At 69.1% G+C, this 22,279-nt stretch carries 23 protein-coding genes; 7 read left to right on the top strand and 16 right to left on the bottom strand.

The features are described from left to right. Position 1 precedes the first annotated feature (1 nt). The 13 genes from VPA02S_RS26695 to VPA02S_RS26635 form a co-directional block, all read right to left on the bottom strand. Positions 2-472 (bottom strand): hypothetical protein, encoded by a 471-nt coding sequence (locus VPA02S_RS26695; protein ID WP_062366659.1) that lies wholly within the window; start codon positions 470-472, stop codon positions 2-4. 122 nt (positions 473-594) lie between these two features. Next, complete coding sequence (locus VPA02S_RS26690) at positions 595-1,278, bottom strand: DsbA family oxidoreductase (protein WP_062366657.1); 684 nt, start codon at positions 1,276-1,278, stop codon at positions 595-597. Positions 1,279-1,316: 38 nt separating this feature from the next. Then, positions 1,317-2,726, bottom strand: a complete 1,410-nt coding sequence (locus VPA02S_RS26685; protein WP_062366655.1) for an MFS transporter — start codon at positions 2,724-2,726, stop codon at positions 1,317-1,319. A gap of 30 nt (positions 2,727-2,756) precedes the next feature. After that, positions 2,757-4,649: a bifunctional sugar phosphate isomerase/epimerase/4-hydroxyphenylpyruvate dioxygenase family protein gene (locus tag VPA02S_RS26680; RefSeq protein WP_062366654.1), complete on the bottom strand. Its 1,893-nt coding sequence runs from the start codon at positions 4,647-4,649 to the stop codon at positions 2,757-2,759. A 142-nt stretch (positions 4,650-4,791) separates the two neighbouring features. Next, positions 4,792-5,556 carry an alpha/beta fold hydrolase gene (locus tag VPA02S_RS26675; protein WP_062366652.1) on the bottom strand — a complete coding sequence of 255 codons (765 nt, stop codon included), beginning with the start codon at positions 5,554-5,556 and terminating at the stop codon, positions 4,792-4,794. Further along, positions 5,553-6,773, bottom strand: coding sequence for a Bcr/CflA family efflux MFS transporter (locus tag VPA02S_RS26670; RefSeq protein WP_062366651.1), 1,221 nt, complete (start codon positions 6,771-6,773; stop codon positions 5,553-5,555). Before VPA02S_RS26670 ends, VPA02S_RS26675 begins: the two co-directional genes overlap by 4 nt. Further along, positions 6,770-7,198, bottom strand: coding sequence for a carboxymuconolactone decarboxylase family protein (locus VPA02S_RS26665; RefSeq protein ID WP_062366649.1), 429 nt, complete (start codon positions 7,196-7,198; stop codon positions 6,770-6,772). The genes VPA02S_RS26670 and VPA02S_RS26665 overlap by 4 nt, the downstream gene beginning before the upstream one ends. Continuing rightward, positions 7,198-8,406: a 3-carboxy-cis,cis-muconate cycloisomerase gene (pcaB, locus tag VPA02S_RS26660; protein ID WP_062366647.1), complete on the bottom strand. Its 1,209-nt coding sequence runs from the start codon at positions 8,404-8,406 to the stop codon at positions 7,198-7,200. The genes VPA02S_RS26665 and pcaB overlap by 1 nt, the downstream gene beginning before the upstream one ends. A gap of 99 nt (positions 8,407-8,505) precedes the next feature. Then, the gene (locus tag VPA02S_RS26655; RefSeq protein ID WP_012748423.1) at positions 8,506-9,339 is read right to left on the bottom strand and encodes a shikimate dehydrogenase family protein; all 834 of its coding nucleotides are present in this window, start codon (positions 9,337-9,339) and stop codon (positions 8,506-8,508) included. Positions 9,340-9,355: 16 nt separating this feature from the next. After that, the gene (locus VPA02S_RS26650) at positions 9,356-10,366 is read right to left on the bottom strand and encodes a TRAP transporter substrate-binding protein (protein WP_012748424.1); all 1,011 of its coding nucleotides are present in this window, start codon (positions 10,364-10,366) and stop codon (positions 9,356-9,358) included. 50 nt (positions 10,367-10,416) lie between these two features. After that, positions 10,417-11,697, bottom strand: coding sequence for a TRAP transporter large permease subunit (locus VPA02S_RS26645; protein WP_012748425.1), 1,281 nt, complete (start codon positions 11,695-11,697; stop codon positions 10,417-10,419). Positions 11,698-11,712: 15 nt separating this feature from the next. Then, positions 11,713-12,264 (bottom strand): TRAP transporter small permease, encoded by a 552-nt coding sequence (locus VPA02S_RS26640; protein WP_018905577.1) that lies wholly within the window; start codon positions 12,262-12,264, stop codon positions 11,713-11,715. Positions 12,265-12,296: 32 nt separating this feature from the next. Further along, positions 12,297-13,220: a shikimate dehydrogenase family protein gene (locus tag VPA02S_RS26635; protein WP_062366645.1), complete on the bottom strand. Its 924-nt coding sequence runs from the start codon at positions 13,218-13,220 to the stop codon at positions 12,297-12,299. Positions 13,221-13,421: 201 nt separating this feature from the next. Here VPA02S_RS26635 and VPA02S_RS26630 point away from each other — a divergent pair, with 201 nt between their 5' ends. From VPA02S_RS26630 to VPA02S_RS26605, 6 genes are all read left to right on the top strand, one after another. Beyond that, positions 13,422-14,216, top strand: coding sequence for an IclR family transcriptional regulator domain-containing protein (locus VPA02S_RS26630; RefSeq protein ID WP_012748428.1), 795 nt, complete (start codon positions 13,422-13,424; stop codon positions 14,214-14,216). A gap of 73 nt (positions 14,217-14,289) precedes the next feature. Further along, a complete protein-coding gene (locus tag VPA02S_RS26625) occupies positions 14,290-15,300 on the top strand; it encodes a Bug family tripartite tricarboxylate transporter substrate binding protein (RefSeq protein ID WP_012748429.1) in 1,011 nt (336 codons plus the stop codon). A gap of 24 nt (positions 15,301-15,324) precedes the next feature. Then, positions 15,325-15,990 (top strand): response regulator, encoded by a 666-nt coding sequence (locus tag VPA02S_RS26620; RefSeq protein WP_012748430.1) that lies wholly within the window; start codon positions 15,325-15,327, stop codon positions 15,988-15,990. Next, complete coding sequence (locus tag VPA02S_RS26615) at positions 15,987-17,393, top strand: sensor histidine kinase (RefSeq protein ID WP_062366643.1); 1,407 nt, start codon at positions 15,987-15,989, stop codon at positions 17,391-17,393. The genes VPA02S_RS26620 and VPA02S_RS26615 overlap by 4 nt, the downstream gene beginning before the upstream one ends. Before the next feature lie 17 nt (positions 17,394-17,410). Then, on the top strand, positions 17,411-18,430 hold the full coding sequence (locus VPA02S_RS26610) for a tripartite tricarboxylate transporter substrate-binding protein (RefSeq protein ID WP_062366845.1): 1,020 nt from the start codon (positions 17,411-17,413) through the stop codon (positions 18,428-18,430). Positions 18,431-18,626: 196 nt separating this feature from the next. Beyond that, complete coding sequence (locus VPA02S_RS26605; RefSeq protein WP_062366642.1) at positions 18,627-19,103, top strand: hypothetical protein; 477 nt, start codon at positions 18,627-18,629, stop codon at positions 19,101-19,103. 6 nt (positions 19,104-19,109) lie between these two features. Here the strand turns inward: VPA02S_RS26605 and VPA02S_RS26600 are convergent, their stop codons facing one another. Genes VPA02S_RS26600 through VPA02S_RS26590 form a run of 3 tightly spaced genes read right to left on the bottom strand, consistent with a single transcriptional unit; the run spans position 19,110 to position 21,156 of the window. Continuing rightward, positions 19,110-19,448 carry a putative antibiotic biosynthesis monooxygenase gene (locus VPA02S_RS26600; RefSeq protein ID WP_012748434.1) on the bottom strand — a complete coding sequence of 113 codons (339 nt, stop codon included), beginning with the start codon at positions 19,446-19,448 and terminating at the stop codon, positions 19,110-19,112. 50 nt (positions 19,449-19,498) lie between these two features. After that, positions 19,499-20,392 (bottom strand): NAD(P)-dependent oxidoreductase, encoded by an 894-nt coding sequence (locus VPA02S_RS26595; protein ID WP_062366640.1) that lies wholly within the window; start codon positions 20,390-20,392, stop codon positions 19,499-19,501. Positions 20,393-20,394: 2 nt separating this feature from the next. Next, positions 20,395-21,156 carry an SDR family oxidoreductase gene (locus tag VPA02S_RS26590; RefSeq protein WP_062366638.1) on the bottom strand — a complete coding sequence of 254 codons (762 nt, stop codon included), beginning with the start codon at positions 21,154-21,156 and terminating at the stop codon, positions 20,395-20,397. A 167-nt stretch (positions 21,157-21,323) separates the two neighbouring features. On the opposite strand from VPA02S_RS26590, the gene VPA02S_RS26585 reads away from it, so the two are divergent. Continuing rightward, positions 21,324-22,277, top strand: coding sequence for a 2-hydroxyacid dehydrogenase (locus tag VPA02S_RS26585; protein ID WP_018905573.1), 954 nt, complete (start codon positions 21,324-21,326; stop codon positions 22,275-22,277). Positions 22,278-22,279 lie beyond the last annotated feature (2 nt).

Genomic DNA, 22,279 nt, shown 5'->3' with positions numbered 1-22,279 from the left:
TTCACTCCGTGCGCAGGTCGTGGCGGCGCACGTCGCCGATGGCGTGCTGCGCGGTGCCCAGCGCCACGTCGACATGCGCCAGGCCGCGCTGCTGGTACGGCCGCGAGCGCGGATCGTCTTCTTCGCGCGCCACATCGGAGCGCACCTTCCGCAGCAGGTCGACCGCCGCATGCAGGCGGCCCTGGCGCGGCAGCCACGCGTCGGTAGGCTCGCGCCATTCGAGGGGCTTGCCGTCGAGCCATGCCGCGTGCTGCAGGTCGCCGATGGCGGCATGGATCTCGTCGAGCACCACCTGCTCGTCGCGCGAGACGTTCCCGTCTTCGGGGCGGCGGTGCTCCACTTTCCATGCGGCCGTGCGCAGGTCGGACAGGGCGTGCAGGTAGAACGGGTGCCTGCCGTATTCGTCGGCCAATGCGGGCAGCGAGGCCGCGGCCATGAGAACGAGTGCGGCGATGAGGCTTTTCTTCTTCATCTTCGGAGCTCCTGGGAGTGACGGCGGTTCAAGGACGCTTCCTCAACCGCCGTGCCCCGCTCCGCGTTGACGCACTTTACCTTCGCAGCGCCGCGCAAGGCGGCGGCTAAGCCCCGGCTAAGTCAGGCAACCGCCACGCTGGCGGGTGCAGCGCCGGCAATCTGGCGCAAGGCGCGCTCGAACACCTCGACCGGCTGGCCGCCCGAGATCAGGTGCTGGTCGTTGATGATGATGGCAGGCACCGAATGGATGCCGGCATCGGTGTACATGCGTTCGCGCTCGCGGGTTTCGCGCGCGAATTCGTCGCTGGCAAGAATCTCGCGGGCGCGCGCCGCATCGAGCCCGGCTTCGGCGGCCAGGCGCACCAGCACCTCGTGGTCGGAGGGGTTCTGGCGGTCGGTGAAGTAGGCCTTCAAAAGCAGCTTCTTGAGCGCTGCCTGCCTGGCCGGGCTTTCGAGCTCGGCCCAGTGCAGCAGACGGTGGGCATCGAAGGTGTTGTAGATGCGCGGCCGGCCCTCGGGGCTGAACTCGAAGCCCACCTCGGCCCCGCGCTGGCGGATCATCTCGCGCGACTCTGCCTGCTGCTCGCGCGTGGAGCCGTATTTCTGGTTCAGGTGCTCGAAGGTGTCCTGGCCTTCGGGCGGCATCTGCGGGTTCAGCTCGAAAGGCTGGAAGTGCAGCTCCGCCGTGATGCCGGGCGCGACGCGCCGCAGCGCCGCCTCGAGCGAGCCCAGGCCGACGGCGCACCAGGGGCAGGAAACATCGGAAACGAAATCGATCTTGAGATGGGAGGTCATGCCCGCCATTCTTCATCGCCCCGACGCCCTTGGTGCGCGCAAGGTCTTCAGGCCGCGGCCTTGGCGATGCGTGCGGTGGCGAGCGTTTCTTCGCGCAGCCGGTCGTACTCGAGCTTGTCGACCGGCACCGCATCGGGCTTGCCCAGGTCGTTCATGTGCACGCGGTAGGTTTCGCGTGCGCTCAGGGCCGAGACCGCGGCAATGGCGCAGATCGCCAGCGTGATGGCGCCGACGGTCAGCGGGATGTTGGCGGCGCCGGGAGGCGCGACCGCCACGAACAGCGCGGGCAGCAGCGCGGTGATCGCGGTGCCGATGTTCTGCGAGATCGCCATGCCCGAGACGCGGGTGCGCGTGGGGAACATCTCCGGGTAGAAGCTTGGGAACACGGCGTTGTAGCCCTGGTAGACCACGCCCCACATCAGCAGCGACATCACGATGGCCAGCGGCACGTTGTGGATGCTGATGGCGTACAGGTAGCCGAACGACAGCAGGCCCGAACCGATGGCACCCACGGCGATCGGCAGGCGGCGGCCGACCTTGTCCGACAGGTTGCCCACGTACGGGATCACGATCACGGCCAGGATGTTGCCCATCACCGGAATCCAGAGATAGATGTCCTTCTCGAAGTTGATGCCGTAGCCCGGCTGCACTGCATAGGCGGCGCCGAAGATGGTCGCGACCACCGGGATCACGTTCATCAGCGAGCACAGCAGCACGCGCAGCATGTCGCCCCAGCTCTCGGTCACGGCCTGGATCACCGGCGCCTTCGGCACCTGCGCGCTTTTCTCGACTTCGGCAAAGGCGGGGGTCTCCTCCACTTCCCTGCGGATGATGTAGCCGGCCACGATGACGATGAAGCTCAGCAGGAACGGAATGCGCCAGCCCCAGGCGTTGAAGGCGTCCTTGTCCATGTAGTGCGCGAGCGGCAGGAACACCGCGGCCGCCATGATCTGGCCGGCCTGCACGCCCTGCAGCGTGAAGCTCGCGAAGAAGCCGCGGCGTCCGAACGGCGCATGCTCCAGGATCATCGAGCTCGCGCCCGAGATCTCGCCGGCCACCGCAAAGCCCTGGATCAGGCGCAGCAGCACCAGCAGCGCGGGCGCCCACAGGCCGACCTGGTCATAGGTCGGCAGCAGGCCGACGGCGACGGTGGAAAAGCCCATCAGGAACATGCACAGGATCAGCACCGTCTTGCGGCCGTGCGTGTCGCCCCAGTGGCCCAGCAGCAGCGCGCCGATCGGCCGTGCGACGTAGCCCACGCCGTAGGTGGCGAGCGACGCGATGATCGCGATCTGCGGGTCGCCCTTGGGAAAGAAGATCTGCGGAAAGATCAGCGCCGCCGCGGTGGCGTAGATGAAGAAGTCGTAGTACTCCAGTGCCGAGCCGATCCAGCCGCTCGCGGTGGCTTTCTTCGACTGGTGCTTGCCTTTCGGCTCGTGGGCCGTGATGGTTGCCATGGTTTGTCTCCGGGTTGACGAAAAGAATCTTTATTGCTGCGCCTGCGATGCCATGCGCGCGGGTGCGTTGAGCGCGCCGTAGGCGTCGTAGCCCGCGGTGCGCTGTGCCAGTTCGAAGAAGAGTCCGCCTTCGATGTTCTCGGTGTAGATGTGCAGGTAGTCGCCCGCGGGCGAACGGTCGAACAGCACGCCCGCCGCGCGCAGCTTCGCGAGCAGCGCCGGGTCCAGGTCGATGCGCGTGGCCAGGTCGTCGTAGTAGTTGTCCGAAATGGGCACGAAGCGCGTGCCCGCGGCGCGCAGCCGCGCCACGCTCTCGAAGATGTCGTCGCAGCGCAGCGCGATGTGGTGCACCGCACCGCCGCCGGTCAGGCTCAGCGTGCGCGCGGTGCGGGTGCGCTGGCTCAGCGACACGTTGAGCACCAGCCGCACGCTGCGATCGGCGTTGGCCACGCCGCGGCTGCGGATCAGGCCGAAGGGGTCGGCCAGCTCCAGGCTTTCGCCCGGCTCCAGCCCCAGCACGGCGCGCGTGAACAGCACCCAGGTGTCGAGCTGGTCGAGCGCGAGGCCGAACGCCACGTGGTCGACCTGCGCGAGGCCGGCGCCGCGGACATCGGCCGCGGCGTCTTGCTCGAGGATGAAGTCGGCCTCGTACGGGCCGTTGGTGCCCAGGGCCTCGGGCACGAAGTGGATCAGGTTGCCGCCCGGCGCCACGATGGCGGGCACGCGCAATTCGTTCGGGCCGACCGGGCTGTCGTGGCGCTGCGAGCGCATGGCCGTGGCGCGCTCGACCGCGGCCTGCGGATCGGCGCAGCGCACGCCCAGCGCGCACACCGAGGTGCCGTGCGCCTCGAAGCGGCTGCGCGCGAACGAATCCGGCTGCGCGTTGACGATCAGGTTGATGCCGCCCTGGCGGTACAGCGCCACGGCCTTGGAGCGGTGCCGGCCGACGCGGCGGAAGCCGAGCTGCTCCAGCAGCGCGCCGAGCGTGCTGGCCGAGGCCTCGTCGGCCGCAAACTCGATGAACGACAGGCCCGACAGCGCCGGCACCGGCGGCGGGCTGAACAGCTCGACCTGCGGTTTCAGCGCCGGCACATCGGCGGAGGAAGCCAGCCGCTGCCGCGCCTCGCTTTCGAGGTACAGCAGCGAGCGCATCGCGTCCACCGCGGTGCGGCGGTTGGGCGTTTCGCGGAACAGGTCGTTGAAGATTTCCAGCGACAGCGGGCCGGTGTAGCCCGCGCGCAGCACCTGCTCGAAGAAGCCGATCACGTCGAAGTCGCCCTGCCCCGGGAACGAGCGGTGGTGGCGCGCCCACTGCAGCACGTCCATCGACAGCAGCGGCGCGTCGGCCATCTGCAGGAAGAAAATCTTGTCGCCCGGGATGGCGGCGATGCCGGTGGCATCGTCCTTCAGCGACAGCGTGTGGAAGCTGTCGAGGATCAGGCCAAGGTGCGGGTGGCCGGCCTGCTTCACGATGTTCCAGGCCTGGCCGTACAGCGAGGTGTGGCGGCCCCAGGCCAGCGCCTCGAAGCCCACGCGCAGATTGCGGCGTGCGGCCCGCTCCGCGAGCTCGTGCAGCTGCGCGGCGGCCAGCGCCGGGTCGTTCACCGAGAGCGGCGAGGTGTTGGAGCAGCACAGCATCAGCGGCGCGCCCATGGCCTCCATCAGGTCGAACTTGCGCTCGGCGCGCTCCAGGCTGCGGCGGAACTGCGCCTCGGGCATGCCCTCGAAATCGCGGAACGGCTGGTACAGGTCGATCGACAGGCCGAGGTCCGAGGCGATGCGGCGCAACTCGGCGGCGCTGCCCTTGAAGTTGACGAAGTCGGCCTCGAACAGCTCGATGCCGTCGAAGCCTGCGGCCGAAACGGCTTCGAGCTTCTGGCGAAGCGTGCCGCTGAGGGAGACGGTGGCAATGGAGCGATGCATGGGGGTGACTGTAGGAACAGCCGCCGCCGCCCACAACGCTCCACATGTGCCCAGTGTTCGATCATCGAACGCGTGCGTGCATTGTTCGCACGGATTAGGGGTTAGACCTAGGGCCGTCCCCAGGGCTCGGAGCCCGCATTTCTCAAAGGCTGCGCCAGTAATCGATCAGCAGCTGCGTGAACTCGACCGGCCGCTCCACCGCGCTCAGGTGCGCCGCGTCGATGGTGGCCAGGCACGCGCCGGGAATGGCGGCCACGATGGCTTCGGACATCGCCAGCGGCGTGGCCTCGTCCTGCAGGCCCGCGATCACTAGCGTGGGCACGGCGATGCGGCGGTTGCCCTCGCGGAAATCGATGGCGGCCACCGCGTTGCAGCTTTCGATGTAGCCCTGTGCATCGGTGCGCACCAGCACGTCGTGCAGCGCCTCGGCCGCGGCCTTGCCCTCCTGCGTGGTGACGTAGCCGTGCGTGAGCCAGCGCGCCACCGCGCCCGGCGCAATGGCGGCCACGCCCTTGGCGGCGACCGTCTCGGCGCGCGCGCGCCAGGGCGACTGGTCGGGGTAGTGGGCCGACGAATTCGCGATCACCACGCTGCGCAGCAGCTCGGGATGGCGCACCGCCAGCGCCTGCGCGGTCATGCCACCCATCGACAGGCCGACGAAGTGCACCGGCTCCCCGCCGGCCTCGCGCTGGATGAGCTCGGCCGCGTCCTGCGCCAGCGCCTCCACGCGCAGCGCACCCGGCACCACCTGCGAGCCGCCATGGTTGCGGTGGTCGTAGCGGATCACGGTGTGGGCGCGCGCAAGCTGCTCGGCCACGCCGTCCCACATGTGCAGGTCGCAGCCCAGCGCATGGCTCAGCACGACAAAAGGACCGCTGCCTTCGCGGACGACGTTCAAACGGGTCATGTTGATTCCTTTTCTTTGATCGGATGTTGAAGACGCGGCAGCCAGAGGAACGCGATGGCCAGCAACCCGCAGCCCGCGAGCAGCATCGGAACGACCATCGGCCAGGCGCCGTTCGAAAAATCGGTGTCGACGAACTGCGCGGCCACCTGCCCGACGCTGAACGCCACCATCATCATGCCGAAACCCGACCACGACACGGCCCGCCCCGCGAGGTGCGGCAGGTCGCCCACGGCGCCGGCCTGGCCGCAGGGCTGGTGGATGCCGTGGCCCAGGCAATAGACCGCGTGGCCCGCGAGCAGCGGCAGCGCGCTCAGCGGCGCGAGCCAGCAGCCCAGCGCCTGGATCGCCGCGCCCGTGATGCTCAGCGTGGCGCCCAACTGCACCGTGCCCACCGGCCCGTATCGGCGCAGCAGCCGCCGGCACATCGTGGTGCTGAAGATGTAGACCAGCGAGCCGCCGGCCGGGATCCAGCCGTACATCGCGGGCGACCAGCCCAGGTAGCCGATGTAGACCATCGGCGACAGCAGCAGGAAGCAGAAGAGGCCGCCGTAGGTGGTTGCGGCCACCGAGGCCCAGGCCCGGAAGCTGCGGCTCGCGAACACGGCGCGGGTGCTGCCGCGCGGCGCCGAAAGTTCCCCGGCCAGCGGCCGCCGCGTCTCCGCGAACGAGCGCCAGCAGAGCGCAAGCAGCACCAGCGCGTAGAGCGCCATCGACGCCATCACCCAGCGCCAGCCGGCGCCCTGCACCAGCCATGCGCCCAGGAGCGGCGCCAGCAGCCCCACCACGCCCAGGCCCGTGAGCCCGCGCGCCATGACGTGCGGGCCTTCGTGCGCGGGATAGAGGTCGCGCACCGCGGCGCGCGCGCACACCAGGATGGCCGCCATCGAAAAGCCCTGCAGCGTGCGCCAGCCCGCGAGCACCGCCACGCTGCCGGCAAACGCGCCGCCCAGGGCCGCGACCGCGTAGCAGCCGAGCCCCGCCAGCAGCACCGGCCGGCGGCCGAAGCGGTCGGCCAGCGGGCCGCACAGCAATTGCGCAAAGCCGAAGGCCAGCACGAACAGCGTGAGGCTGGTGCTGGCCGAGCCCAGTTCCTTCGCGATGGCGGGCAGCGCGGGCAGGTAGCTGTCGGTGGCCACGGGCTGCGCCGCCAGCAGCAGCGGCAGCAGCAAACCGAAGCCGAGTTCGAACCGGTCCTTGCGGATGCGCGGCCCGGTCACTGGGAAGCCGCGGCCAGCAAGCCCTTCTCGCGCAGGATGCCGGTCGCGATGCCGAAGGCGTGGTTCGCCACCGGCACGCCGCAGTAGATGGCCGCCATCATGATGACTTCCTTGATGTCCTCGGGCGTGAGGCGCGACTCGGGCGGGCCGTCGAGCGCGGCGCGCACGTGCATCGCGAATTCTTCATAGGCATGGATGCCCAGCATCATCGACAGCACCATGTAGCGGCGCGTCTTGTCGCCAAGCGCGGGCCGGCCCCAGATGTCGTTCCAGGCATGGCGGGTGATGAGCTCCTGGAATTCGGCATTGAACGCGTTGCGGTTGGCCAGCGACTTGTCGACCCAGGCGTCGCCGAGCACGCGGCGGCGGTTGACCAGGCCGGCTTCGTAGTCGTCGGGGGGCGTGGTGCTTGCTTCGTCGGTCATCAGGGGGTGTCTTTCGCAATCAGTTGGGCGCGCAGTGCCGCGACTTGCCGCAGCGCGGTTTCGCCGGCCGGGCCGGCCAGCGCGGGGTCGAACCATTCGTCCGCCGCCTCGCGCGGCAGCTCCGCGCGCAGGGTGTCGATGTTGGCGCGCATGCGCGCCGCGTCGATCTGCAGGCCGGGCAGCGCACTGGCCAGCGCACGCGCGCTGCCGTGCGCCGACATCAGCAGCTGCGGCCATTCGGCCAGTTCGGCCTGCCAGCCGCCGAGTGCGCGCTCGTGTTCCTGCGGCATCGCGGCCAACAGTGCGGCCACCCGCTGCGGCGCGCGCTGGGCCGCGGCCAGTGCCACCATCGCCGCCACCGGGTTGCGCTTGTGCGGCATCGCGGAGGAGCCGCCGCGGCCCGGCTCGGTGGGCTCTGCCACCTCGCCGACCTCGTACTGGCCCATGAGCGCGATGTCGCGCGCGATCTTGCCGAGGCCGCCCGTGAGCAGCCCCAGCTCGCAGCCGAGCGCAACCCATTCGTCGCGCTGCGTGTGCCAGGTGGCGCCGGCGTTGCCGAGGCCGAGCTCGTCCGCCACGCGCTGCACGACGGCCGCGCCCTGCCCCTTCATCTGCGAGAGCGTGCCGACGGCGCCGCCGAGCTGCACGCTCAGCGCATGGCGCGCGGCGCCCCGCAGGCGGGCCCGGCTGCGCACCAGCGGCGCGGCCCAGCCGGCGCACTTGAGGCCGAAGCTCGTGACCGACGCAGGCTGCATCAGCGTGCGCGCAAGGATCGGCGTGGCCGCATGCTGCGTGGCGTGCTGCAGCAGCGCCTCGATCGCGCGGTCGACATCGGCTTCGATCAGCGCGATGCCTTCGCGCGTGACCAGCGCCATTGCGGTGTCGATCACGTCCTGGCTGGTGCTGCCGAAATGCACGAAGGGCACGGCGGCGGGATTGAACAGGCCCACGGCCTCCTTCAAGGCCTTGACCAGCGGAATCGCGACGCTGCCGGCGCGGCCGCTGTCGCGCACGATCTTGGCCACGTCGAACAGCTCGACCTTGCAGCTGCCGACGATCGAATGCGCGGCCGCCTCCGGCACCAGCCCGAGCGCGGCCTGCGCGCGGGTCAATGCGGCCTCGAAGCGCAGCATCGCGCCGACGAAGTTGTGGTCGCTGAAGGCGGAAAGCGTCTCGGACGTGGAAAGGAAGCCTTCGAAAATGCTCATGGTGAATGTGTTCTTGCGTCAAAAAAATCGAGCGAGCGCAACCGCATTACACCGCGTCTTCCCTCGCGCCGCACGGCAGCGGGCAGGCGTTGCACTCGCTCAGTAGCTGATCTTCGCCTCGGCCCGCAGCGCATCGGCCGTGGCGGTGCCGAAGCCGAAGAACTCGAGGTACGCGGGAATCATCTCGAACAGCATGTCGGTGCCCACCTGCACGGCGCAGCCCTTGTCGCGGACGGCACGCAGCAGCGGCGTGTATTCGGACTTCATGACCACTTCGCCGACAAAGGTCGAGGCCGCGATGCGGTCCACGTCGAAGGGCAGCGGATCGCCCTCCTTCATGCCCAGCGGCGTGGCATTGACGACGAGGTCGAAGCCGGCCGGATCGTTCGAGCCGGTGGACACGGCCAACGCCGGATAGTGCGTGCGCAGCCGCCCGGCCAGCGCTTCGGCCGAAGCCGCGTAGGCATCGAAGAGCGCGATTTCCGCCACGCCGGCCGCGGCCAGCGAAGCGGCAATTGCCGAGCCCACGCCGCCGCTGCCGGAGACCAGCACGCGCGCGCCCTCGAGCACGCAGCCCTTGCGCAGCACGCCGCGCACGAAGCCGGCGCCATCGAACTGGTCGCCCACCAGCGTGCCGTCGGCGCGCTTGAGCACCGCGTTGCAGGCGCCGGCGATCTTTGCCGTTGGCGTGACTTCGTCGACCAGGCCCATGGTCGTGATCTTGTGCGGCATGGTCACCAGCGCACCGCGGATGTTGGTGAGCCGGAACAGCGCGGCGAAGGTTGCCGGATAGTCCTCGGGCTTCACGCCCATCGGCACCACGACGGCGTCGATGCCCTGCTTCTCGAACCAGGGGTTGTAGATCATCGGCGCCTTGAAGCTTTCGGTGGGAAAGCCCAGGTGCGCGACGAGGGTGGTCTTGCCGGAAATCATGGAGATCGGCCCGCCCTTATTTGCGGACCTTGGCGATCTCGGCGTACAGCTCCTTGACCACGGCCTCGCCCACCAGGGCGCTGTGCTTGTCCACCACCGGCTTGACCTTGTCGCGCAGGCGCTGCATTTCGGCGGGGCTGAATTCGGTCACCTGCATGCCGGCTTTCTTCAGGTCCTCCAGCGCGGCTTGCGCCTGCCCGCGCGACGTTTCGCGCTCGAACCTGGTGGCTTCTGCGGCCGCCTCGGTCATGATTTTCTTCTCGGTATCGCTGAGCGAATCCCAGAGCTTCTTGCCGACGATCAGCGCCTGCGGGTTGTAGACGTGCTGCGTGAGCGCGAGGTGCTTCTGCACTTCGGCGAACTTCGACGTGCGGATGACTGTGTTCGGGTTCTCCTGGCCGTCGACCGCCTTCTGCTCGAGCGCCGGATAGAGCTCAGGAAAGGGCATCGGCGTGGCGTTGGCGCCCAGCGCATTGAAAAGATCGATGTAGATCGGCGACTGGATCACGCGGATCTTCAGGCCCGCCAGGTCTTCCACCTTGTTGATCGGGCGCTTGCTGTTGGTCACGTTGCGGAAACCCAGGTCCCAGTAGCCCAGGCCGATGAGGTTCTTGGCCGCGAGTTCCGAGAACAGCTTCTTGCCGAAAGGCCCGTCGGTCACCGCATCGGCTTCCTGCGGATTGGCGAACAGGAACGGGAAGTCGAAGACCGCGAAGGCCTTGACCTGGTTGGAGAGGATGCCGGCGTTGAGCACGGTCATCTCGATGGTGCCGCCCTGGAGGGCCGACACGGTCTGCACGTCGCCGCCGAGCGTGCCGCCCGGGAACAGCTTGACCTGCATCTTGTTGCCCGACTTCTGCGCGACGAGTTCGCCGAACTTCTTCGCGCCCAGGGCCTGCGGATGGTCGCCCTGGTTCTGGAACGCGAACTTGATCGAACGCTCCTTGATGTCCTGCGCAACGGCGGCGGCCACGGGCAGCAGCAGTGCGATGCCGAGGCAAAGGGCCCGGGTGAGGGTCTTCTTCATGGATGGTCTCCTTGGGGATTGAGTCAAAAAAAGAAACGTGAAACGTGGGGTCAGCCGGCGAACCAGCGCATGGGCACCATCACCAGCGAAGGGAAAAATACGAGCAGGAACATCACGATGAACTGCGCCGTCATGAACGGCAGCACGCCGCGCGTCACCTCGTCCATCTTCATCTTGCCGACGCCCGCCACCACGTTGAGCACCGTGCCCACCGGCGGCGTGATCAGCCCGATGGCGTTGTTGATGATGAACAGCACGCCGAAGTACACCGGGTCGATGCCCGCGGCCTTGACCACCGGCATCAGGACAGGCGTGAGGATCAGGATGGTCGGCGTCATGTCCATGGCCGTGCCGACCGCCATCACGAGCACCATGATCGCGATCAGCAACAGGGTCTGGTTGCCCATGAAGGGCTCCAGCAGGCTGATGAGCTTGCTCGGCAGGTCGGCCACCGTGATGAGCCAGGCCGAAACCATGGCCGCCGCCACCAGGAACATGATCACGGCCGTGGTCTTGGCCGCGCTCACGAAGACCCGGTAGAGCTGCGCGAAGTTCATCTCGCGGTAGACCACCATCGCAACGAACAGCGCGTAGACCGCCGCGACCACGGCCGCCTCGGTGGGCGTGAACACGCCCATCTTGAGGCCGACCAGCACGATCACCGGCAGGAACAGCGCCCAGAGCGACTCCTTGAAGGCCTTCGCGCGCTCGGCGCCGGTGGCCTTGGGCGCAGGCTGGACGTTCTCGCGCTTGGCAACCCACCACCACGCAATGGCGATGCCCGCCCCCAGCATGATGCCGGGCACGATGCCGGCCAGGAACAGCTTGCTGATCGACACGTTGGCGGCCACGCCGAAGATCACGAAGCCGATCGAGGGCGGGATGACCGGCGCGATGATGCCGGCCGAAGCGATGAGCCCCCCGGCGCGCGCCTTGTCATGGCCCGCACGCACCATCATCGGCAGCAGCAGCGCCGCGAGCGCGGCCGTGTCCGCCACCGCCGAACCCGACAGCGCGGCCAGCAGGCAGGCCGCCAGGATGGCGACGAAGCCGAGCCCGCCGCGGCGATGGCCGACGAGCGTCAGCGCCAGGTGGACGATGCGCTTGGAAAGGCCGCCGACGTTCATGATCTCGCCGGCCAGCATGAAGAACGGCACGGCAAGCAGCGGAAAGCTGTCGGCGCCGTTCACCACGTTCTGCGCGAGGATCTGCGCATCGAACAGGTCGAGGTGGACCATCAGTGCCACGCCCGAAAGCAGCAGCGAATAGGCAATTGGAATGCCCAGCGCCATGGCGGCGAGCAGCGAGCCGAGGAAGATGAATACGGTCATTGGGGGCTCCGGCTCTCAGCGCTTGCCATGGGGGTTGCCGTCGTCGCGCCCGAGTTGCGCAAGGTCCTCCGACTCCTGCACCATCACGAGCTCCTCTTCGCCCAGCCGGCCGGTGAGCGCGCGCACCAGGTCGCTCAGCAGGAACACCGCCGCCGACACCGCGAACACGATGCCCGAGGCGTAGAAGATCGCCACCGATGCGCCGGTCACCGGCGCCTCCACGTCCCAATTGATCTTTGCCTGCGCCAGGCTGCCGCTGAACAGCAGCCAGGTCGCATACAGCATGAGCAGATGGCCCACCACCAGGCAGACCTTCTTGCCCAGCACCGGCAGGCGGGCCACCAGGAAGTCGGTGCCCAGGTGCCCGCGCTCCTTGACCGCGACCGCCGCCCCCAGGAACGTGACCCACACGAACAGCCAGCGCGACACTTCCTCCGACACGGTGATGCCCGAGTTGAAGGCATAGCGAAGCACCACGTTGCCGAACACCAGCACCACCATGATGGCAAGCGCCAGCGCGATCAGCATGTCGAGCAGCTTGCAGTAGCCGTCGAAAATCCTTGTCATTGCGTCTCCTCCTTGTAAATTGGTTTCCTCTGTCAGGCCACGCTCGGGGACTGGTAGCGCAGGGGCTGCGCGATCTCCGCGGCCATGGCCGGTGGATAGATCAGTTCGCGCAGGAAATCCGCATCCTTGCGCAGCGCTTCGGCCGCATCCTTGTGGCCGAAGTACCCGAAGTAGTGCGGCATCTGCTGGATCAGCATCTCGAAGCCGGCCTGCGCATTGAGGCCGCGCGCGCGTGCCGCGCGCACCAGCGGCGTCGGCTGGTTGCGCAGCAGGATGTCGAACAGCGCGGCATGGCCGTCCATGCGCGCGACGTCCACGGGCAGCGCGTCGGCCTCGTCCAGGCCCAGCGGCGTGGCGTTGATGACGAGGTCGTAGCCTTCGGGCGCATTGCTGTCGACCGCCACCACGTTGGCGTCGAAGAAGGCGTCGAGCTTGGCCGCCACGCCGGCCGCCCTGCCGGCCGAGGTGTCGTAGAAGGCGATGTGCTCGGCGCCGTCGACCGTGCCGCCTTCGGCCAGCGCCACGCCGATGGCCGCGGCGCTCACGCCGGCGCCCAGGATCAGCACCCGCTTGCCGCGGAACGGAATGTTGAAGTGGTCCAGCGCGCCCAAGAGGCCTTCGCCGTCGAACAGGTCGCCCTCCAGCTCGCTGTTCTCGATGCGGCGCACCACGTTGACCGAGCCCGCCACGCGGCCGAACAGGCCGCAGCCGTCGAGCAGGTCGACCGCCAGCGGCTTGTGCGGCGGCGCAATCACCATGCCGCGCACGTTGCGCGCGAGAAAAGCCGACTTGAAGAACACCGCGAAATCGCGCAGCGGCACCTGCACGGGCACCAGCACCGCGTCGATGCCGAAGCGCTCGAAGGCGGCGTTGAACATCCGCGGCAGGCGCACGTTGCGCACGGGGTCGCCGGGAATCAGGTAAGCCAGGGTGCTGCCGCTGATGGAGGTGGTCATGTCTTGCCTCTTTTTTGTACGGCAATCGCTCCAGGACCATTGCCAAGGCGAACTTTAGCCACCTCTCCGTGGATTTCGCTCAGGAATCAAGCCCCAATCGATCGACAATCATCCTTGTTCGTTCGATGATCGTACATAAACAGGGTTTGTCCTGATCCGGCCGAGCCGCCGCGTCGCCTGCCGCACGGCACACTTCGGGCCATGAGCACCGATGCCACCGATCTTTCCCCCGCCCCGGCCGGCCTCGACAAGCGCGACTGGATCGCCGGGCTGGAACGCGGCGTGAGCATCATCGAAGCCTTCGACGACGCCCATCCGCGCCTCACCGCCAGCCAGGCCGGCGAACGCACCGGCATGACGCGCACGGCCGCGCGGCGCTACCTGCTGACCCTGCAGCACATGGGCTACGTGGCGAGCGACGGCAAATTGTTCTGGCTCACGCCGCGCGTGCTGCGGCTCGGGCAGTCGTACCTCGACTCGGCCCGGCTGCCGCGCATCGTCCAGCCCTTCCTGCAGCGCGTGGCCGCCGGCACCAGCGAGATCGCCTACCTCAGCGTGATGGACGGCGACGAGGTGGTCTACATCGCGCGCAACGGACCCAACCGCAGCATGAGCACCGGCTACGTGCTGGGCGCGCGGGTGCCGGCGCAGGTCACGGCCGCGGGCATGCTGATGCTCGCGCTGCGCAGCGACGCCGAGCTGGCCGGCTGGCTCGCCACGCGGCAGCTGCAGGTGTTCACCTCGCACACCATCGCGAGCATGGAGCGCATGAAGCTGGAGCTCGCGCGCATCCGGGCACAGGGCTGGGCGCTGTCGGAGCAGCAGCTGGACCTCAATTCGCGCGGCATCGCGGTGCCGCTGCGCGACCGCCACGGCACGCTGGTGGGCGCGCTCAACATCACCATGCCGATGGGCCACGAAAGCTCCGAGGACGCGGTGGCGCGCGTGCTGCCGGTCCTGCGTGAAACCGCGCAGGCCATGCGCAACCTGATCTGACCGACAGCTTTCCGACAGCATCCGTGGGGCAGGATGCGGGCTTTCTTTCACACAAGCGATGGAGACAAGCACCATGTTCGACGACTTCTTCCTGAACGATCCGCAGCCCACGCGCCGCCAATGGCTGCAAGGCGGCAGCGCCCTGGCCCTGGGCGGCCTGCTGCCTTCGCTGGCCTCGGCCCAGGCCGGCTGGCCGAGCAAGTCGGTGCGCTTCGTCGTGCCCTTTGCGCCGGGCGGCAGCTCGGAGATCGTGGCGCGCTCCACCGCCGCCGAGCTCTCGCGCACGCTGGGCCAGAGCGTGTTCGTCGACAACAAGCCGGGCGCGGCCGGCAACATCGCAATGAGCGAGGTGGCGCGCAGCACCGACCAGCACACGATCATCCTCGGCCACATCGGCACGCTGGCGGTCAATCCCTTCATCTTCGCCAAGCTGCCCTACGACCCCAACAAGGACTTCAAGCCCGTGAGCCTGCTGGCCAAGGTGCCCAGCCTCTACGTGGTGCACCCCGACGTGCCCGCGAAGAACCTCAAGGAATTCATCGCCTACGCCAAGTCGAAGCCGGGCAAGCTGAGCTACGGCTCCGCGGGCAACGGCAGCGCGGGCCACCTGGCCTTCGAATACCTGAAGATGACCGCGGACGTGTTCATGCTGCACGTGCCCTACCGCGGCACCGGGCCGATGGTGACCGACCTGCTCTCGGGCCGGCTCGACGCCTCGGCCATCGGCGCCGCGGCCATCATTCCGTTCATCAAGGCCGGCAAGGTGCGCTGCATCGCCACAGGCTCGGCCAAGCGCCTGGCGCAGCTGCCCGACGTGGCCACGGTGGCCGAGCAGGGCTTTCCGGGCTTCGAGATGACGCAGTGGTACGGCATGCTCGCGCCGGCCAACATGGAGCCCGCGAACCTGGCCCGGCTCTCGGCCGAGACGATGAAGGCCGTGAAGTCGCCCGATTCGATGCAGCGGCTCACGGCCGATGCGGCCGAAGCCGTCGGCGGCACGCCCGAGCAGTTCGCGCAGTTCATCGCGGCCGAGCAGGCGCGCTGGAAGAAGGTCATTGCAAGGGCAAACATCAAGCCCGACTGACGGCGCAGCCCCTAGCATCGCGCCATGCGCATCCTGCTGGCCGAAGACGAACACACCCTGGGCACCTGGCTCTGCAAGGCGCTGGAGCATGCGGGCATCCAGGTCGAATGGGTGGACGACGGCCGGCTGGCGGACCGCGCCTTGCAGCAGCGCGACCACGACGCGCTGGTGCTCGACCTCGGCCTGCCGGGCATGGACGGCCACACGGTGCTGCAGCGGCTGCGCGAGCGCGACCAGCGGCTGCCCGCGCTGATCCTCACCGCGCGCGATTCGCTGAACGAGCGCGTGGCCTCGCTCAACGCGGGCGCCGACGACTTCCTCGCCAAGCCCTTTGCGCTGGCCGAGCTCGAGGCGCGGCTGCATGCGCTGGTGCGCCGCGCGCGCGGCGTGGAGCATCCGCGCCTGGCCTGCGGCCCGCTCGCGTACGACGGCGCGCGCCGCCAGTTCGTGCTGGGCGGCGAGGCGCTGGCGCTGTCGCCGCGCGAACAGGCGGTGCTGCGCGCGCTGGTGCAGCGCAGCGGCGAGCCGCTGTCCAAGCAGCAGATCCTCGACCGCGTGTTCTCCGACGACGACGAGGTGCATCTGGAAGCCGTCGAGGTGCTGGTCTACCGGCTGCGCAAGCGGCTCGACGGCAGCGGCGTGCGCATCGTGACGCTGCGCGGCCTGGGCTACGTGCTGGAGACCGAGTGAGCATTGCGGCTCGCCTGCGGCGCGCAAGCCTGTGGCAGCGGCTCGCGCTGCTGCTGTTCCCTGCCCTGCTGCTGGTGACCGGCATCGAGCTGTGGATGACGCGGCACGACGCGCTGGCCGCCGCCAATGCGGCCTACGACCGTTCGCTGCTCGGCGCGCTCAAGTCGATCGACGCCAACATCTCCACGGCCTCGGGCGGCCTCTCGGTCGAGCTGCCCTACACGATGTTCGAGTTCTTCGAGCTCACGGCCAGCGGCCAGGTGTTCTTTCGCGTGGCGACCTCCGACGGGCTGGTCGAACTCGGCAGCGCCGACCTGCCCGCGCCGCCCGCCACGCTGGCCATGGGCGTGCCGGCCTTCTACGACGCAACCTACTTCGGCGAGTCCGTGCGGCTGGCGGCCTACCGGCGCGACCTCGACCGCGCGCCGGCCGGCAGCACCGGACGCAGCGTGCTGATCCAGGTGGGCGAAAGCACGCGCTCCCGGCAGGAGTTCACCGCACGTTTTGTCCGCAGCGCCGCGCTGCGCGACGGGCTGGTGCTGGCGATGCTGCTGTGCGGCACCGCGCTTGCGCTTGCGGCGGCGCTGCGGCCGCTGTCGAGGCTGGCGCGCGAGGTGCAGGCCCGCACGCCGGACGACCTGACGCGCATCGCGGAGGCCGACCTGCCGGCCGAGGTACGCCCGCTCGTCGCAGCGGTCAACCAGCAGATGTCGCGCACGCAGGAACTGGTGGCGCAGCAGCGCCGGTTTCTCGACGATGCGTCCCACCAGCTGCGCACCCACCTCACCACGCTGCAGATGCAGGCCGACTACGCGAAGCGCGAGCAGGACCCGGCGCAGGTGCAGGCCACGCTCGATGCGCTCGGCACCGAGATCGGCCGAGCGACGCGCAGCGCGCAGCAGCTGCTTGCGCTGGGCCGCAGCGACACGGTGGCGGTGGAACCCGCCGAATTCGACCTTGCGGCGCTGCTGCGCGAAGTGGCCGTCGACCTGCTGCCGCTCGCGCGCGCCAAGCGCATCGACCTGGGCATCCATGCGCCCGCGCCGGAGTTCTTCGCGGTGGCGGACCGCGGGCTGCTGCGCGAGGCGTTGAGCAACCTTGTGGCAAACGCCGTCGCCTACACGCCGGCCGAAGGCACGATCACGCTCTTCGCGGCGGGCGATGCGGCGGGCTGGAGCCTCAACGTCGAAGACGACGGTCCGGGCCTGAGCGGCGAAGAGCGCGCCGCGCTGGGCCAGCGCTTTCGCCGCGGCGCCCGCGCGGGCAAGGGCGGCTTCGGCCTCGGCCTGGCCATTGCACGTTCCATCGCGCAGCGGCACCGGGGAGAGCTGCGGCTCGAGGCACGCGAGGCAGGCACGGGCCTGCATGCGATCATCTGGTGGCCTCGGCCGGCCGCCAGCTAGCCGGGCGCACACAGCCCATGCCGATCTCCTCTGCTACCCGCCGCCATGCGCTTCGCGCACTGTCGGCATTGCTGCTGCCCGGAAGTCTTCGCGCCACTGCGGCCTCGGCCAACGATCCGTCCGAGGCCGCGGCGGACTGCATCATTCCCGCCAAGGCCGGCGGCGGCTTCGACCTCACCTGCGCCCTCGCGCGCGACGCGCTGCAGGCAGTGCGCCCGAGGCGTCCGCCATTGGGCCAGCGCTACCTGCCGGGCGGCATCGGTGCGGTGGCCTTCGACCGCATTGCCACCGGCCGGCTCGGCGGGCCGGGCACGCTGGTGGCGTTCTCGAGCGGCTCGCTGCTCAATCTTGCGCAAGGCCGCTTCGGGCCGCACCCGCCTACGGCGGTGCGCTGGATCGCCACGCTCGGCACCGACTACGGCGTGATCGCCGTTCACCGCGACTCCCCCTACAAGCGCCTGCCGGACCTGATCGCCGCCCTGCGGCAGGAGCCCTCGCGCGTGGCCTTCGGCGCGGGCGGCACGGTCGGCAGCCAGGACTGGGTGAAGGCCGCACTGCTGGTGCGCGCCGCGGGCCGCGACCACCGGGCCATGCGCTTCGTGTCCTTCGAAGGCGGCGGCGATGCGCTGGGCGCGCTGCAGGGAAGGCACGTCGATGTGTTCCCGGGCGATGCAGCCGAAGCGCTGCAGGCCATTGCGGGCGGCGCGGCGGTGCGCCTGCTGGCCGTGCTCTCGCAGGCGCGGTTGGGCGGTGCGCTCGCCGGCGTGCCGACCGCGCGCGAGCAAGGCGTGGACATCGTCTGGCCGACCGTGCGCGGCCTGTACCTGAGCGCGAACGTGCCCGATGCCGCCATGCGCGCCTGGACCGCGGCCTTCGCCGAAGCCACGGCCGCGCCCGGCTATGCGGCGCTGCGCGAACGACACGGCCTATATCCTTTCGCGCTCACAGGCGCCGCGCTCGACGACTACGTGCAGGCGCGCATCAAGACCTACCAGGCGCTCGCGGACGAACTCGGACTGCGCCGCTGGAAGCCCTGAGCACGCGAAGCAGCACCGGCCGATGCCGCATCCCGTCAGCGGCCGGCCCCTGGGCGCGCTCACGCCAATGGGCGGGGCAGTGATCTTCTCCGTAGCGGTTTCGGGACGGATTCCGTCAAGGCGCATGGCGCAGGCCTACAGATGCGCACGGTCCCTGCCGTTTACAACGGCTGGACACGAGCACGGAGCCTGCGCCATGAGCCTGCAACACAGGATCGACACCTTCAAGCCGCGCGAGGCCTCGCCGTCCCGCGGCGGCTCCGAACGGTACTGGGCCCCGTGCCTGGCGGTGGCGCTGGTGGCGGTGTCCCTCTTCTACGTGACGTTGAAAGACCTGGTGCACGAGAACGCGGCGCGCACGCCGGCTACGCCACCTGCGGTCATGCCGGCCTATGTCGAGGCCATCCAATCGGCCGGCCGCCTCGGGCTGCCGGATTCGGTGAAACGTTCATCGGTGGAGCCGGCCATGCCGTTGTTCCATCGCGCATCGCCGGCGAATGCGAACTTCGAAGCTCCCGTCGAGCCCGCCAGGGCGGCACCCGCCGTCACCGTGGTGAGCAAATGCGTCATGCCCGAGGGCAACGCGATCTATTCCGACGGCCCCTGCCCCGAGGGAGCCAGCGCGACCACGCTGCGGCTGCCGCGCGACCTGCACGCGTCGGCGAGCCAGTGAGCGCAGTCAGGCGGTGGGGAGCACGAATTCCTCGGCGCTGAAGACCGTATGGAAAACGGTCCCGTCGAACATGTCGAAGAGCGCCTTGGACGCTTCGCGGCTTTCGTAGCGAACGGGTGAATCGAGAGCGCGCGCGATGTCTTCGCGGGTCGCGTAGCGGATGGACAGCACCATCGCGAGCTCGGGATCGCCCACATCGCTTTCCAGCTGGCGCAGCACGCGCACTTCGAGCGCGCCGGGAAAGCGGGTCCACAGCGGCACAAGCGTCTCGTGCACATGGCGGTCGAAAGCCTGCTCCATGCCGGGCTTGACCCGCCCCTTGAAAAACGCGCAGCGGATGAACATGATTTTTCGTTTCCTTGATTGAGTTCGACAGGATGGGAATCGGCGCGTGTTCAGCCGCGGGCATAGCCGTCGAACTGCCGCATCATGGCCGCGGTGTCCTCGGGCCCGAGGCCGGCCGCCACGAAGGTGCGATGCAGCTCCGAGACGATGCCCGCAAGCGGCAACGGCAGCCGTTGGCCTTGCGCAAAACCCTGGACCGCCTCGAGATCCTTGAGCATGTTGTCGAGGCGGCCTGTCGGCGTGTAGTCGCGCGCGGCCATCTTGGGCCCGAACTCGCGCAGGATCTGGCTGTCGGCGCGGCCGCCGGCGAGGGCCGCGGGCAGCTTCGAGGCATCGACGCCGCCGGCTTCGGCGATTCGCACCGCCTCGGCCACGGCCTGGAAGCCGATGGCACACAGCAGCTGGTTGACCAGCTTGGTGGTCTGCCCGGCGCCGCTCTCGCCCATGTGGGTGTAGTTGGCGCAGAGGCTGTCCATGACGGCGCGGGCGCGCGTCACGTCCTCCACGCTGCCGCCCGCCATCACCGTCAGTTGCCCGAGCAGCGCCTTGGGCGCGCCGCCCGAGAGCGGCGCATCCACGAAGCCCATGCCCGTGCGTTCGCGCAATGTCTGCGCGAGCCGGCGCGTGGACGGCGGATCGATGGAGGACATGTCGATCACCAGCCGCTGCGCGTCCGCCGGCGCATCGGCCACGCCGTTTTCGCCGAACAGTGCGCGCTCGACCACGGCGGCCGCGTTGAGGCTCGTGATCACGAAGTCGCTCGCGGCCGCCGCGTCGGCCGCGGTGGGAGCGGCGTGGGCGCCCTGCGCCTGCAGCGCCTGGACCTTGGCCTTGTCGGGATCGAACACGCTCACTGCGTGCCCGCATTCGAGCAATCGGCGCGCAATGGCCGAGCCCATGATGCCCACGCCGACCACGGCGATGCGCTGGCGGTGGAATGTCATGGTCAGAGGCTGGCGGTGATGCCGCCGTCGACGTAGAGGATGTGGCCGTTGACGAAGCTCGAGGCATCCGAGGCCAGGAAGATGGCCGCGCCGCCCAGCTCCTGCACATCGCCCCATCGTCCGGCCGGCGTGCGGCCCGAGAGCCATGCGGTGAAGGCTGCGTCGTTCACCAGCGCCTCGGTGAGTTCGGTCTTGAAGTAGCCGGGGCCGAGGCCGTTGACCTGGATGCCGTGCTTGCCGAGATCGATCGCCATGCCCTTGGTGAGCATCTTCACCGCGCCCTTGGTGGCGGCGTAGGGCGCGATGTTGGGCCGCCCCAGTTCGCTCTGCACCGAGCACACGTTGATGATCTTGCCGCGCTTGCGCTCGATCATGCGCTGCGCCACGAAGCGGCCGACGAGGAACACGCTGTCGATGTTGGTGGTGGTGATCTTGTGCCAGGCATCGATCGGAAACTCTGCGAAGGGGCCGCGATGCTGCATGCCGGCGTTGTTGACGAGGATCTCGATCGGGCCGATCTCCGCTTCGATGCGGGCCACGCCGGCCTCCACGGCCGCGGCGTCGGTGACGTCGAAGGACACGGCCTCGGCTGCCACGCCCTGGGTGCGCAGCGCATCGCGGGCCGCGGTGAGCGAAGCGGCATCGCGCGCATTGAGCACGACGCGAGCGCCGGCCGCACCGAGCGCCGCCGCCAGCGCGAAGCCGATGCCCTTGCTGGAGCCGGTGATGAGGGCGATGCGCCCGGACAGGTCGAACAATTTCAAGAAAAGCTCCTTGGGGAGGAAAGCGGATGCGGGATGGGTGTGTGACAGCCCTTTCAAGTTACCGGTATCTTGAATTGTCGTCAATGGGTGAAACCTGTATTCCATCTCTCCCTTGCGGCCTCTAGAGTTACCGATATCATGTTTGCGATTTACCGCAGGAGAACCGTTTGACCGCTGCCACCCCATCCCCGCACGTGCTGATGCCCGGCACCTACCCCGAATGGGACATGGCACCCCTGCGGTCGCAGTACACGCTGCACCGCCTGTGGGAGGCACCCGACCGGCAGGCCTTCATCGCCGAACATGCGCCGAACATCCGCGCGGTCGCCACGCGCGGCGAACTGGGCGCGAACGCCGAACTCATCGCCGCCCTGCCCGCTCTCGAACTGATCGCCTGCTACGGCGTGGGCACCGACGGCATCGACCTTGCGGCCTGCCGCGCCCGCGGCATCCGCGTGACCAACACGCCCGACGTGCTCAACGGCGACGTGGCCGACCTCGCTGTCGGGCTCACGCTGGCGCTGCAGCGGCGCATTCCCGCGGGCGATGCCTTCGTGCGCAGCGGCGCCTGGGCCAACGGCGGCATGCCGCTGACCACGCGCGTCTTCGGCCAGCGCATCGGCATCGCCGGTTTCGGCCGCATCGGCAGCACCATCGCGCGGCGGCTTTCGGGCTTCGAGATGGAGCTGGGCTACTTCAGCCGCACGGCGCGCGAGGACAGCCCGCATCGCCACTTCGGCAGCCTCGCGGCCATGGCCGAATGGTGCGACGTGCTGATCGTCATCCTGCCCGGCGGCGAGGCCACGCGCGGCATCGTCAACGCGGAAGTGCTGCAGGCGCTGGGGCCCAATGGCTGGTTCGTGAACGTGTCGCGCGGCACCACGGTCGACGAGGGCGCGCTGCTGCAGGCGCTCGAGCAGCGCAGCATCGCAGGCGCGGCGCTCGACGTGTTCCAGAACGAGCCGCGCATCGACCCGCGCTTCGCGGCGCTCGACAATGTGGTGCTGCATCCGCACCATGGCAGCGGCACCGAGCAGACCCGCCGCGCCATGGGCGAGCTGGTGCGCCGCAACCTGCAGGCGCACTTCGGCGGCCTGCCTCTCATCACCCCCGTGGCCTGAAG

The sequence above is a fragment of the Variovorax paradoxus NBRC 15149 genome (assembly GCF_001591365.1).
Taxonomy (GTDB): domain Bacteria; phylum Pseudomonadota; class Gammaproteobacteria; order Burkholderiales; family Burkholderiaceae_C; genus Variovorax; species Variovorax paradoxus.
The sequence above is the reverse complement of the archived record's forward strand: the minus strand, read 5'-3'. Positions and strand labels throughout refer to the sequence as shown.

Excerpts from the sequence above, each read along its gene's own strand:
- VPA02S_RS26695 (WP_062366659.1), bottom strand. The coding sequence starts at position 472 with ATGAAGAAGAAAAGCCTCATCGCCGCACTCGTTCTCATGGCCGCGGCC.
- VPA02S_RS26690 (WP_062366657.1), bottom strand. The coding sequence starts at position 1,278 with ATGGCGGGCATGACCTCCCATCTCAAGATCGATTTCGTTTCCGATGTT.
- VPA02S_RS26685 (WP_062366655.1), bottom strand. The coding sequence starts at position 2,726 with ATGGCAACCATCACGGCCCACGAGCCGAAAGGCAAGCACCAGTCGAAG.
- VPA02S_RS26680 (WP_062366654.1), bottom strand. The coding sequence starts at position 4,649 with ATGCATCGCTCCATTGCCACCGTCTCCCTCAGCGGCACGCTTCGCCAG.
- VPA02S_RS26675 (WP_062366652.1), bottom strand. The coding sequence starts at position 5,556 with ATGACCCGTTTGAACGTCGTCCGCGAAGGCAGCGGTCCTTTTGTCGTG.
- VPA02S_RS26665 (WP_062366649.1), bottom strand. The coding sequence starts at position 7,198 with ATGACCGACGAAGCAAGCACCACGCCCCCCGACGACTACGAAGCCGGC.
- pcaB (WP_062366647.1), bottom strand. The coding sequence starts at position 8,406 with ATGAGCATTTTCGAAGGCTTCCTTTCCACGTCCGAGACGCTTTCCGCC.
- VPA02S_RS26655 (WP_012748423.1), bottom strand. The coding sequence starts at position 9,339 with ATGATTTCCGGCAAGACCACCCTCGTCGCGCACCTGGGCTTTCCCACC.
- VPA02S_RS26650 (WP_012748424.1), bottom strand. The coding sequence starts at position 10,366 with ATGAAGAAGACCCTCACCCGGGCCCTTTGCCTCGGCATCGCACTGCTG.
- VPA02S_RS26645 (WP_012748425.1), bottom strand. The coding sequence starts at position 11,697 with ATGACCGTATTCATCTTCCTCGGCTCGCTGCTCGCCGCCATGGCGCTG.
- VPA02S_RS26640 (WP_018905577.1), bottom strand. The coding sequence starts at position 12,264 with ATGACAAGGATTTTCGACGGCTACTGCAAGCTGCTCGACATGCTGATC.
- VPA02S_RS26635 (WP_062366645.1), bottom strand. The coding sequence starts at position 13,220 with ATGACCACCTCCATCAGCGGCAGCACCCTGGCTTACCTGATTCCCGGC.
- VPA02S_RS26630 (WP_012748428.1), top strand. The coding sequence starts at position 13,422 with ATGAGCACCGATGCCACCGATCTTTCCCCCGCCCCGGCCGGCCTCGAC.
- VPA02S_RS26625 (WP_012748429.1), top strand. The coding sequence starts at position 14,290 with ATGTTCGACGACTTCTTCCTGAACGATCCGCAGCCCACGCGCCGCCAA.
- VPA02S_RS26620 (WP_012748430.1), top strand. The coding sequence starts at position 15,325 with ATGCGCATCCTGCTGGCCGAAGACGAACACACCCTGGGCACCTGGCTC.
- VPA02S_RS26610 (WP_062366845.1), top strand. The coding sequence starts at position 17,411 with ATGCCGATCTCCTCTGCTACCCGCCGCCATGCGCTTCGCGCACTGTCG.
- VPA02S_RS26605 (WP_062366642.1), top strand. The coding sequence starts at position 18,627 with ATGAGCCTGCAACACAGGATCGACACCTTCAAGCCGCGCGAGGCCTCG.
- VPA02S_RS26600 (WP_012748434.1), bottom strand. The coding sequence starts at position 19,448 with ATGTTCATCCGCTGCGCGTTTTTCAAGGGGCGGGTCAAGCCCGGCATG.
- VPA02S_RS26595 (WP_062366640.1), bottom strand. The coding sequence starts at position 20,392 with ATGACATTCCACCGCCAGCGCATCGCCGTGGTCGGCGTGGGCATCATG.